Genomic DNA, 11659 nt, shown 5'->3' with positions numbered 1-11659 from the left:
CGCCGCAGGTCACGCGAGACCGAACGCATCGAGCACGGCAAACAGCACATCCCCGTAGGTCACGGCGACGACCAGCCCGACGAACATCGGAACGATAAACGGGATGCCGGGGGAAATCCAGACCTGCTCCGTCTCAGCGTCGGCGAGCACGGCAAGCCCCTCGCGGAGCTGTTCGGGCGTTGTTCCGTATGCGTCGTGGGCGTCGAGAAACATCTCGGCTCCCCACGGGTCGTCAGCGGCGGCTACCGACCCACCGGTTTCCGGGGACGTATCCCACTCGTCGATAGCGCCGTCGCCGGGGCGGTTCGGGTCGGTCGGGACGGTACGGCGGTGGTCGTCCGGAGCCGCCCGGAGGGATTCGAGGTCGCTGCCGCGCCACTGGAGGTACATCCGCAGGGCATCGATGTCGAGGCCGCCGCGGGTGAAGCCGTCGGGCGTCTCCAGCAGCCGGCCGTACTCGGTCGTGACCGCAGAGACGGAGACTGGTCGGCCGATGAACATCGCAGGGGTGATTTCGCCGCGCGGGAGGTTCCGGACGGCGAGCACGAGCGGATACGCCAGCCCGACGACAACGGCGTTCGAGAGGATGGTGAACGAAAAGACCCCGAGCGGTGCCTCGTAGAGCGGGTAGGCGCTCTGGAAGACGTAGTACGTCGGATAAACCGGGAAGGCGACCGCGAGCGTGATGATAGCCTTGGCGTCGGCCCCGCCGAAGCCGCCGATTCGCCAGAAGATGTAGCCAAGTGGGGCGACAAAGCCGACCGAAAGCAGCGTCTGGACGACAAAGCGCCGCCGTTCGAAGGTGGGCACCTCGGTCGGCGTCACGAAGCCAGTGACAGCGACGGTGTCCCACAGCAGGGCGATGATGCCAACGGCAAGCAACGGCAGCCACGTCCGGTTCGGTATCCGCCGGGTCTCGATGTCTCGATAGGCAGCCCACGCGAAGGCCGGTACGGCAGCTAGCCGGAGGAGGTCGGGGCCAGTGGCGGTGCCGAACAACAGCGACGACACACGGCATACTGCGTCGGAATCACGTATAAAGCCACGGTGTCGCGGGCGACGGGCGTGAAGAATCGACACGAAAGCAATGTATATCCCTACGAGTGCCGAGAGACAGGTGAGACGGAATGCCGTACCGCGACTACGAATCGCTGTCGCTGGCCGAAAGCGCCATCATCTGTGTCGATGTCCAACAGGGGTTCGACCGGGAGCGGTGGGGCGAGCGGAACAACCCGGACGCCGAGCGGCACATCGCGGAGTTGCTTGCGGCGTGGCGGGAGGCCGGACACCCCGTTATCCACGTTCGTCACGACTCGACTGAGCCGGATTCGCCGCTCCGGCCCGGCCGGTCCGGCAACGAGTTCAAGCCTGCCGGCGAGCCCGAGCCCGGCGAGCCGGTGGTCGGGAAACGCGTCAACAGCGCATTCATCGGCACCGAGCTTGAAGCGCTGCTGAGAGAACGGGGCGTCCGGCGGCCGGTGTTTGTCGGCTTTACGACCGACCACTGTGTTTCGACATCAGTCCGGATGGCCGAGAACCTCGGGTTCGAGCCCTACGTTGTCAGCGACGCGACCGCAACCTTCGATAGAGAGCTCGGCGGCACGCGTTACGCCGCAGAACAGAACCACCGGCTCGCTTTGGCGCAGCTTTCCGACGAGTTCGCGACGGTCGTCGAGACGGCGACGCTTTTGGCGGCGCTTGCGGAAAGAAAAGCGTGACAGCCGCTGTGCTGTCTGTACTCCGGATGGCGAGAAATTGAGCGGGCGATTCAATGGGTCGTCCCACGGCCGGGACGTGCCGAATCAGATGACGCGGTTCTGGAGGTAGTCGAGGTGCTTGGCGTTGAAGACGATCTTGACCTCGTCGGCAGCCGGGCTACCGATGCAGGTCAGGCGGACCATCTTCTCTTCGACTTCTTCGTCGGAGAGAATCTGCTGCATGTCCATGTCGATTTCGCCTTCCTTGACAATGGCAGCACAGTTCGCACACGCACCGGCACGGCACGAGAACGGCCAGTCATAGCCCTGCGCCTCGGCGGCCTCGAGAATGTACTCGCCTTCAGCGACGTCGAGCGAACCGTAGTCCTCTTCGTCGAGGTCGGCGTCGGCGGCGTTTTCGAAGAGGTCGTCGTCGTCCATCTCCCAACCGTGGTCGTCCAGTACTTCGTAGTTGAGGTATTCTACTGTGGGCATCACCGCGTTCCTTCACACCCCTGTATGTTGAAGGTTGCTGTTGTCTGTCGGCGCGGAACTGAAATGAAAAATTCGTACAGTCTCGTGACGGCTCAGACCACGGGGACGAACCGAAAGACGAGAAATGCGCCGAGCGTGGCAATTGCAGGGACGACGTTTTGCATCAGAATAACGCGGCCGGTCGTCTTCGGGTCGAACAGGTCCGAGGCAGCGGGGATGTCTCCGGGGTCCTCCTCGCCGATGGGCGGTGACTGCTCGCTTTCGGGCCCGGTGTCGCCGACTGTCGCCGCCTCGTCGGCTGCGAGCGCGCCGACGGAAACGTTGGTCTCTTCGCCGCGAACCGCATCTCTGGCGCGCGTTGTTCGTGTCGCTCGACCCCAGCCGAGGCCGACGATGCTCATCGTCGCGATGATGACAAACGACGCCGGGATGCCGATGGCAGCCAGCGCGGCCGTCGCTGTCGAAGAGATGACGGCGACGACGATGGCGGCCGTCAACGGGAGTTCCGTGAGGTCGTTGCCCATCGTATCCAGCGTCTTCCGTGCGATTGTGAACGCACCGATGCCCACCGCAACAGTCGCGATGATGATGCCGAGATTCATCGACAGTTCGCCGCTGCCGACAAGCGGCGCGATAGCGTTGGCGACGTTCGAGGCCCCGCTGGAGAAGGCCATCAGACAGCCGATGCCGATGACGACGAGCGCGCCGACGCGCTCCCGGCGGCTGCCCTCGCCGCGTAACGGGTTCCCCTCGGAGTCGGGAATCGCTACCCACTCGTTGATTGTCGGATAGAAGTAGCGGCCGACGACGCCGCTTATCCAGAACGCGATAATCGGGGCGACAATCCACCACGAGACGATCTGGCCCATCGTCACCCAGTTCAACGTTCCAGTTGCCAACCCGAGCCCGGCGATAGAACCGACCGCAGTCATCGATGTCGAGGCGGGGACGCCGAAGCTGTTGGAGATAAACAGCGCGAAGCCGATGAAAAACAGGACGACGATACTCGCCTCCAAGGTGAACAGCTCTCCGGGGACAATACCCTCTCCAAGCGTATCAACGACTTCGCGGCCGAGCGTCCAGCCCCCAGCGAGAAAGAAGACCGTCATCAGCGCCGCAGCCGCTACCTTCGAGAGGACGCCGGCACCGACCGCCGGCCCGAACGCCGGGGCGGTCGTCGCGCCGCCAATGTTGTAGCCGACGAAAACGGCGACGAGAATGCCGACAAGCAATAGAAGCTCCATACCACCGCTATCATCGGCGGGCGGATAACGGATACGCTTTTGCCCGTACGGGGCGGCCGTGGCAGTATGTTCCCGTCGTTCGAAGTCATCCCGGCAGTTGATATGCAAGACGGACAGGTCGTCCAGCTCGTAGGGGGCGAACGCGGCACCGAAACCGAGTACGGCGACCCGGTCGCGGCAGCCCAGCGGTGGGTCGACGCCGGCGCCGAGACGCTGCATCTCGTCGACCTTGATGGGGCCTTCGAGGGCGAACGGGCGAACGCCGACGCCGTCGAGGCGGTGCTCGAAGCGACCGATGTCAGCGTCCAACTCGGCGGCGGCATCCGGACCGTCGATGACGCCGATAGCCTGCTTTCGATGGGTGTCGACCGCGTCATCCTCGGAACGGCGGCCGTCGAGAACCCGGACATCGTCGGCGAAATCAACGACCGCCACCCCGGGAGTGTTGTCGTCAGTCTCGACGCCAAAGACGGCGAGGTCGTCGTCTCCGGATGGACCGAATCGACCGGGCTGGACCCCGCCGAGGCGGCTGCCCGCTACGAAGCGGAAGGGGCCGGCGGCGTCCTGTTTACCGATGTCGATGTTGAGGGGCAGCTCTCGGGCGTGCGCGCCGACGAGATTGCGCGCGTCGTCGACGCTGTCGACATCCCGGTCATCGCCAGCGGCGGCGTCTCGACGCTTTCCGACATCGAGGCGCTAAAGGACGCCGGCGCGGCGGCCACCGTTGTCGGAACGGCACTCTACGAGGGGGAGTTCACGCTCGAAGAGGCAGCGGCCGTCGTCTAGTGCCACCGAAGCAGACCGCGGGCCCGGACATACAGCAGCGCAAGCCGGGCGAGAAGCCCCGCGGCCGTCGTCGGAGGGAGCTTCGACGCCGCGATAAGAGCACCGGCCGGGAGCATGTGGCGTGCGCTCATACAGCTTGCTTCGTTAACAACCGTTAAAAACACCCGTCAGACGTGGGTCCGACACCGGAGCCGCCGGCCACTGAGACCGGACGCGGCACGGAACTTATACTGGCTCATACCGTATCCGGCAGTGTGAACACCCGAACGAGCGCACTCGACGACCTCATCTTCGGCGTCGACATCCAGAGCGGGGACGTCCGCGGCGACGCGCCCTCCTATGCGCTTGTGGCCTTCGACGGCGACGCCGTCGACCGCGATGTCGTCTCCCGCCGGAAGCTCCACCGGCGCATCGACGACGAGGAGCCGGCCATCATCGCAACGGACAACACCTACGAGCTCGCCGAGGACAAGGGTGCGCTCGTGCGGTTTCTCCGGCAGCTCCCCTCCGAGACGAAGCTCGTGCAGGTGACCGGCGACGAGCGGCCGGAGCCGCTGTCGCGCGTCGCCGCCAGACACGGCGTGCCGTACGCCAAGCCGCCGATGAAAGAGGCCGAAGCGGCCGCCCGGCTTGCGGCCAGAAACGTCGGCTACGAGGTGTCAGCGTTCACCGACACAACCGAAATCAAGGTCGCACGCGGACGCTCGACCGGCGGGGGCGGCGGCTGGAGCGAGGACCGCTTCACCAGACGTATCCATGGAGCGGTCAAGACGACCACTCGCGAGGTCGAATCGAAACTGGATGCGGCCGGGCTCGACTACGAGGTCGAACGGACCGAAAAGTACGGCGGCTACTCGCGGGCCGTCTTCGAGGTATCGGCGACGCCCAGCGAACTGCCGGTCTCGTCGATGCGGTCCGGCGATGTCCGCATCGAAATCGAGCGGGAGCGACGCGACGGCATCGAGTACCGGCCGCTGGCTCAGCGCCGCGACCACGTCATCGTCGGCATCGACCCCGGGACGACGACCGCCGTTGCGCTGCTTGATCTCGACGGCGGTGTTCTCGACGTGTGGTCGAGTCGGACGGCCGACACCGCCGAGGTCATCGAATGGATAATCGAGCGCGGGCGGCCGGTCATCGTCGCCGCCGACGTCGAGCCGATGCCGGAAACCGTCGAGAAAATCCGTCGGAGCTTCGACGCCGCCGGCTGGCGGCCCGAAACCGACCTACCGGTCGACGAGAAGCTCCATCGAACCAGAAACGAAGCCTACGACAACGACCACGAGCGCGACGCCATGGCGGCGGCACTTTTCGCACTTGACGACCACGCCGACCAGTTCGAGCGGGTGCAGGCGAAGACCCCGGCTGGATTCGACCGTGGTGAGGTCATCGCCCGCGTCGTTGCTGACGGCGAGAGCGTCGAGACTGCTCTTGAAGCCCTCTCAGAGGATGAGTCCGACGAGGAGACGACGGAGAAACACGAGCCCCGAGAGCTGACTGATGAAGAAAAGGAAATAAAACGGCTCAACGAGCGCGTCGAGCGGCTTGAGACGCACGTCTCGGACCTGAAAGACACCGTCGAGCAGAAGGACGACCGTATTGTGGAACTCGAAGACGAACTCTCCGAAGCCCGGCGCGAGGAGCGCCGCGAGGCACGCGAGCGCCGCGAGGTGACCCGTCTCGAGCGGGAAAACGAGCGGCTCAAGCGAGAGCTTTCGGAGGTCGAATCAAAAAAGGCCGCCCTCGATGACAAGCTCGAACGGCTCAAGGAACTCTGGAAGCTCGACCACTCGAACTTCGCCGATGTCGCGGACGAAAAGCGGGACCTCGTGCCGGTCAAGCCGGTCGAGCAGTTTACCAAGGGCGCTATCGAGGCGGCCGACAAAGCATACGGACTGGCGGCTGGTGATGTCGTCTATCTCCGAGACGCAAGCGGCGCGGGCCGGGAGACGGCGGAGCTACTCGTCGACCACGAGCCGAAGGTCGTGCTTCGGGAGGGTGGCCTCTCCGAACAGGCCGACGAAATCCTGTTCGACAACGAGATTCCGGTCGGCCCGGCCGACGAAGTGACGATACAGGAGGTCGACGAACTCGCCGTCGCGCGCGAAAGCGACATTGAGGCGGTCATCGACGACTGGGAATCCCGGGCAGCCGAACGACGGCGCGAAAAGAAAGAGGCCCAGTTGGACCAGCTAATCAGCGAGCACCGCGCCCGCGAGCACAGCTAACCGGTCAGTAGAGGTCCTCGTACTCCATTCCCATCGATTTGAGGAACCGGTCGCCGAGACCGTACCCGACGAGCGCGATGCCGACGACAACGACAAGCGCACCGAAGGCGGCCTTCCGGTCGCGCAGTCCCAAAATCACCAGCCCGGCGACGAGTGCGACAACCCCGGCCTGTCCTGTCTCTCCGAGCGACTTTTTGATGACTTCTTGGTTCATACCTCGAACTCAGATGGCGATAATTAAAAGAACGCGGTTCCGGCTGGCTCAGAACTCGTCGCAGACCGGGATACCGACCGTTCCGTAGTCGTCCATCGAGGCGATGACCTCCGGAACCTCCTCCAGCGAGACCGTCTCGGAGACGATTTTCCCGGGGTCGATCTTGTCCTGTGCCATCATCGAGAAGATTTCCTCGTACTCGTGAGGCGGCATGCCGAAGGAGCCGACGAACTCGCGTTCCTCCATGACGATGTTGTCGACGGGTAGTGACACCTCGCCTTCCTCCTCGCTCGTCGTGAGCCCGATCTGAAGGTTCTGGCCGCCCTTTGCCAGCGAGTTCACCGAGTTGCGGCAGGTCTCGGCAACACCGAGGGCGTCGACGCTGACCTCGACACCGCGACTGCTCGGGGTGTGTGCCTTGACGGCCTGCGGGACATCTTCGACTTCGGTGACGTTTACGGTCGCGTCCGCTCCGAGTTCGACGGCCTTGTCGAGTTTGTCTTCGCCGAGGTCAACGCCGATGACGTTCGCACCGAGCGCATCGGCGACGTGAATCGCCGAGAGGCCGACACCGCCGCAGCCGTGGACGGCGACCCAGTCGCCGGGCGTGACATCGACGCGGTGGACGAGGCCGTGGAACGCAGTCGCAAATCGGCAGCCGAGGCCGGCGACATCGACCGGGTCGACGCCGTCGGGAATCTTGATGGCGTTGTGGTCGGCGTTTCTGACCGGGAACTCTTCGGCGAAGGCCCCCGGCTGGAAGGGGACAAAGCCCATCGGAACAACGCGTTCACAGATGTTTGCGCGGCCCTGCTTGCAGTACCGACAGGTGCCGTCGCTGAGGTTGAACGGAACACAAACCCGGTCGCCGACACTGAGTTCCGAGACGTCCTCGCCGACTTCTTTGACTGTCCCGACCGGCTCGTGGCCGAAGACAAGCCCCGGGGTCGGCGCGACGCCGATCCAGTCCCAGTCGCCCTGCCAGGCGTGCCAGTCGGACCGGCAGACACCACAGGCCTCGGTCTCGACGACGATTTCGTCGGCGTCGGCCTCCGGTCGGTCGACCTCCTGTACTTCCATCGGTTCGCCCGCCTCCTCGAAGACGACAGCGCGCATCGACATTGTGGCCATACACTACCGGGCCACCGGTTTAACGGTTGTTACCATACATAAATGTAGCCGGGTTGGCAGGGAACGGGCTTATATACGCCGTAGAAGGCGCGGGGTCGGCACGCACAAGCGCGGTACAAATTGCATTCGAAGCCCGTCCTCGCCAGGGCCAGTTCCGCTCCGCGCGCGGGCGACGATGCCGATAAAGGATTAAAAGGTTGCCTACCCAAGCGGCAGCTATGAGCGACAACGAGGGCCGAAAGAACCTCCGGATGCCGGAGGGAGACGAGGTGTTCGCCGTCGTGACAAACATGCTCGGGGCAAACCGGGTCAAGGTCCGGTGCATGGACGGCACAGAGCGAACGGCGCGGATTCCCGGCCGGATGCAAAAGCGCATCTGGATACGGGAAGACGACGTCGTGCTCGTCGAGCCGTGGGACTGGCAGGACGAGAAAGCCGACGTCGTCTGGCGCTACGAAAAGCAGGAAGCCGACCAGCTCCGCGAGGAAGGCCACATCACAGACAGCGTCTAGAGCCGGGGGATTCCGCGCCGCTTTTTGTACCCTCCGCACAACGGACGGGTATGGCAAACCAAGAGCTCATCGACGCGCTCCGGGACGCCGAGGCTGTGAAGTTCGGCGAGTTCGAACTCTCCCACGGCGGCACGTCCGAATACTACGTCGATAAGTACGTCTTCGAAACCGACCCCGGCTGTCTGCGGCAGATTGCCGATGCCTTCGCCGACCGTGTCGGCGACGCAAAGCTGGCCGGCGTCGCGCTGGGTGCGGTACCGCTTGTCGCTGCAACGGCCGTTGAGACGGACAGCCCCTACGTCATCGTCCGAAAGCAAAAAAAGGAGTACGGGACGGGCAACCAGATAGAGGGTGACTTCGACGCCGGCGAGGAGGTCGTCGTCCTCGAAGATATCGCAACGACGGGCCAAAGCGCCATCGACGCAGTCGAGGCACTCCGGGAGGCCGGCGCGACCGTCGACCGCGTCATCGTCGTCGTCGACCGCGAGGAGGGCGCTCGGGAGAACCTCGCCGAACACGACATCGAACTCGAATCGCTCGTGACGGCCTCGGACCTATTGGCTGACCGGTAGGCGTTGGCCGCGTGATATCCATTCTCGTGTGTAACTTTCCTTCAACAGACTCCGAAGTATTCATACACGTGGGGGTACCCGGTTCGGAGTATGAACCGCTCGGAGAAGGCAGCCCTCCAGTTGCGCGCCGTCGACGTGTTGCGGACGCTGAAAGAGACCCGGACCTACGAGGAACTCGCCGACGAGACCGGGCTGCCGGCCGGTGACCTAAACCGGTATGTGAACGGCCACGTGCTGCCGAGCGAGACGCGGGCGCGTGACATCGTCGACAGCGCCGGGCGCGAACTGCTGGCGACGGAGCTGAATGCCCGCATCGCCGTCGACGAGGAGGGCTATGTCGACAACACCCGAGTGGTCTTCGACCAGTCGCTGCTGTCGCTTGTGCCGCCGGTCGCGGCTGAGGGCCTCGGTATCGACCCACCGGACACCGTACTGACAGCCGCAACCGACGGCATCACGCTCGCGGCGGCGATGGCGCGGTACTTCGGGGCGCGTTGTGCCTACGCCAAGCAGTCCCGGGAGACAGCCGTCGAGGAGTTCATCGAGGCCAGACAGCGACTCGCTTCGGGCATCGAGATAGATTACTATTTGCCCGAAAGCGCCATCGACGCGGGCGACTCCGTGCTCGTCGTCGACGACCTCATCCGGTCGGGCGAGACACAGGAACTGCTGTTGGACATCGCCGGGTCGGCTGATGCCGACGTGATAGGCGTCTTCGCGCTCATCGCCGTCGGCGACGAAGGAATCCAGCGGGCGCGTCGCCACACCGACGCCCCGGTCGGCGCGCTTGTCGAACGGAACGGGTAAGCAGACCGAGAGTCAGGCACGGAACGCCCCGGCCGCTGGACGAACTCGCGGTTTCGACGGCGAACGGTGTACGTCCCGAGACAACAACCGTTAAGAGCGCATCCGATAGTATGACGGAGTACATAGTATGGGCGTAGGTGATTCGCTGGCGGCGTACTTCGACTTCGACGAGTACGGAACGGATTACAGGACCGAAACAGTGGCTGGCGCGACGACGTTCCTCGCGATGGCGTATATCATCGTCGTCAACCCGGCCATCCTCTCGGAAGCGATTATGACCGACCCGCCGGCCGGGATGAATCAGGGCGAGGTCATCCAGATGCTCGCTGTCGTCACCATCCTTGCGTCGGTTGCGGCTATTCTCGTGATGGCGTTCTACGCGAAACGGCCGTTTGGGCTGGCACCCGGGATGGGGCTAAACGCCTTCTTCGCGTTCACCGTCGTTATCGGCTTGGGCGTGCCGTGGCAAGTCGCGCTCGCAGCGGTGTTCGTCGAGGGGTTGATATTTATCGCGTTGACCGCCATCGGCGCACGGCGGTACGTCATCGAACTGTTCCCCGAGCCGGTGAAGTTCGCTGTCGGCGCCGGTATCGGTATCTTCCTGCTGTTTCTCGGGCTGCAGGAGATGAATGTTGTCGCGGCGTATCCTGATGGAACGCTGGTTGAACTCGGTAACTTCCTGCTTGAGCCGGCGGCACTCGTCGCCGTTGCCGGACTCGGACTGACGCTGTTTCTCTATGCACGCGGCATCAAGGGGTCGATTATCGTCGGTATTCTCACGACCGCCGCGGCCGGCTGGGTCGCCGCGCTGATGCTCCCAAACGGCGAAGAGCAGTTCGCGCCGCCGGCCTACGCCGACGTTCAGGAACAGGGCTTCGTGCCGTATCTCCTCGATGTCCAGTATAATTTCCTCCCGCTCGTCGAGGGGTTCGTAAGCGGCCTCGGGCAGATAACCGAGGACCCGCTTGTCTTCCTGCTTGTGGTCTTTACGTTCTTCGTGGTGGACTTCTTCGATACCGCGGGCACACTCATCGGCGTCTCCGGCGTGGCCGGGTTCCTTGACGACGACGGGAACCTCCCCGACATCGACAAGCCGCTGATGGCCGACGCCGTCGGAACGACCGTTGGCGCGGTAATCGGCACCTCGACGGTGACGACGTTCATCGAATCATCGACCGGTGTCGAGGAAGGCGGTCGGACGGGCTTTACCGCCCTCGTGGTCGGACTCCTGTTCCTCGCTTCGCTCGCCGTCGTGCCGCTCGTGAGCCTCATGCCGCTGTATGCGACCTACATCGCACTCGTCGTCGTCGGTATCATCATGCTGCAGGGTGTCGCCGACATCGACTGGGAAGACCCCGTCTGGGCCATCTCCGGCGGCCTCACGATTACGGTGATGCCGCTGACAGCCTCTATCGCCGACGGGCTCGCGGCGGGTATCCTCAGCTATCCGCTCATCAAGACCGCGGTCGGAGAGCGACGTGACGTGACGCTCGGCCAGTGGATTCTGGCGCTGGCGCTTGTCGCCTACTACGTGTTCTTCTTCCTCGCCGACGGCGGTTTCGTGGCGTTCTGACGCCACGGCGTTTTCGGGTCGTAACACCCTGTGGCCGCCACCGCCGTGCTCTTTAGGTGGCGGGGCGTATCTGAAGTCGATGGCAAACATCACACTGTACGAGCTGGCGGGGTGTCCGTACTGCAAGAAAGTCATCGACAAGCTCGACGAGTTGGGACTCGACTACGACAGCATCGAGGTGCCGCGGTCCCACAGCGACCGAACGGAGGTCGAAGACGTAAGCGGCCAGACGGGCGTCCCGGTCATCATCGACGAGGAGCACGGTATCGAAGGAATGCCCGAGTCAGACGATATCGTTGAGTATCTCGAAGAAACCTACGGGAGCTGAAGCGACGGATAGCTGATTTGACAGCGTATTTTCCCCGAGACGCAGCTTTTTGTACGACGGTCCGGTAGCCAA

Annotated in this window: 14 protein-coding genes; 8 read left to right on the top strand and 6 right to left on the bottom strand. The window is 64.0% G+C overall.

Annotated elements, in window-relative coordinates; translation table 11 throughout:
• Positions 1-9: 9 nt before the first annotated feature.
• A complete protein-coding gene (locus NP_RS03190; protein ID WP_232503980.1) occupies positions 10-1011 on the bottom strand; it encodes an A24 family peptidase in 1002 nt (333 codons plus the stop codon).
• A 116-nt stretch (positions 1012-1127) separates the two neighbouring features.
• Between NP_RS03190 and NP_RS03185 the strand changes: the two genes are divergently transcribed.
• Complete coding sequence (locus NP_RS03185) at positions 1128-1718, top strand: cysteine hydrolase family protein (protein WP_011322363.1); 591 nt, start codon at positions 1128-1130, stop codon at positions 1716-1718.
• A gap of 84 nt (positions 1719-1802) precedes the next feature.
• On the opposite strand, the gene fer is transcribed toward NP_RS03185, so the two are convergent.
• Together fer and NP_RS03175 are read right to left on the bottom strand one after the other, a co-directional pair.
• Positions 1803-2192, bottom strand: coding sequence for a ferredoxin Fer (gene fer, locus NP_RS03180; RefSeq protein WP_011322362.1), 390 nt, complete (start codon positions 2190-2192; stop codon positions 1803-1805).
• Between the two features lie 92 nt (positions 2193-2284).
• Entirely contained in the window at positions 2285-3436 is a 1152-nt protein-coding gene (locus NP_RS03175; RefSeq protein WP_011322361.1) for an inorganic phosphate transporter, read from the bottom strand.
• 66 nt (positions 3437-3502) lie between these two features.
• On the opposite strand from NP_RS03175, the gene hisA reads away from it, so the two are divergent.
• Positions 3503-4222, top strand: coding sequence for a 1-(5-phosphoribosyl)-5-[(5-phosphoribosylamino)methylideneamino]imidazole-4-carboxamide isomerase (gene hisA / locus NP_RS03170; RefSeq protein ID WP_011322360.1), 720 nt, complete (start codon positions 3503-3505; stop codon positions 4220-4222).
• Here hisA and NP_RS15065 read toward each other — a convergent pair.
• Positions 4219-4353, bottom strand: a complete 135-nt coding sequence (locus tag NP_RS15065; RefSeq protein ID WP_269764017.1) for a hypothetical protein — start codon at positions 4351-4353, stop codon at positions 4219-4221. The genes hisA and NP_RS15065 overlap by 4 nt on opposite strands.
• 123 nt (positions 4354-4476) lie before the next feature.
• Between NP_RS15065 and NP_RS03165 the strand changes: the two genes are divergently transcribed.
• The gene (locus NP_RS03165; protein ID WP_011322359.1) at positions 4477-6450 is read left to right on the top strand and encodes a DUF460 domain-containing protein; all 1974 of its coding nucleotides are present in this window, start codon (positions 4477-4479) and stop codon (positions 6448-6450) included.
• Positions 6451-6454: 4 nt separating this feature from the next.
• Here the strand turns inward: NP_RS03165 and NP_RS03160 are convergent, their stop codons facing one another.
• Positions 6455-6664 carry a DUF7470 family protein gene (locus NP_RS03160; protein ID WP_011322358.1) on the bottom strand — a complete coding sequence of 70 codons (210 nt, stop codon included), beginning with the start codon at positions 6662-6664 and terminating at the stop codon, positions 6455-6457.
• Positions 6665-6712: 48 nt separating this feature from the next.
• Entirely contained in the window at positions 6713-7780 is a 1068-nt protein-coding gene (locus NP_RS03155) for a zinc-dependent alcohol dehydrogenase family protein (protein ID WP_011322357.1), read from the bottom strand.
• Between the two features lie 233 nt (positions 7781-8013).
• On the opposite strand from NP_RS03155, the gene eif1A reads away from it, so the two are divergent.
• The 5 genes from eif1A (at position 8014) to NP_RS03130 (ending at position 11587) form a co-directional block, all read left to right on the top strand.
• Complete coding sequence (gene eif1A / locus NP_RS03150) at positions 8014-8307, top strand: translation initiation factor eIF-1A (RefSeq protein ID WP_011322356.1); 294 nt, start codon at positions 8014-8016, stop codon at positions 8305-8307.
• Positions 8308-8357: 50 nt separating this feature from the next.
• A complete protein-coding gene (gene pyrE / locus NP_RS03145; RefSeq protein ID WP_011322355.1) occupies positions 8358-8879 on the top strand; it encodes an orotate phosphoribosyltransferase in 522 nt (173 codons plus the stop codon).
• Positions 8880-8969: 90 nt separating this feature from the next.
• Positions 8970-9686, top strand: a complete 717-nt coding sequence (locus tag NP_RS03140) for a phosphoribosyltransferase family protein (RefSeq protein ID WP_011322354.1) — start codon at positions 8970-8972, stop codon at positions 9684-9686.
• A 127-nt stretch (positions 9687-9813) separates the two neighbouring features.
• Entirely contained in the window at positions 9814-11259 is a 1446-nt protein-coding gene (locus NP_RS03135; protein WP_011322353.1) for an NCS2 family permease, read from the top strand.
• 79 nt (positions 11260-11338) lie between these two features.
• Positions 11339-11587, top strand: coding sequence for a glutaredoxin family protein (locus tag NP_RS03130; RefSeq protein WP_011322352.1), 249 nt, complete (start codon positions 11339-11341; stop codon positions 11585-11587).
• Positions 11588-11659: the final 72 nt, after the last annotated feature.

The sequence above is a fragment of the Natronomonas pharaonis DSM 2160 genome (assembly GCF_000026045.1).
GTDB lineage: Archaea > Halobacteriota > Halobacteria > Halobacteriales > Haloarculaceae > Natronomonas > Natronomonas pharaonis.
The sequence above is the reverse complement of the archived record's forward strand: the minus strand, read 5'-3'. Positions and strand labels throughout refer to the sequence as shown.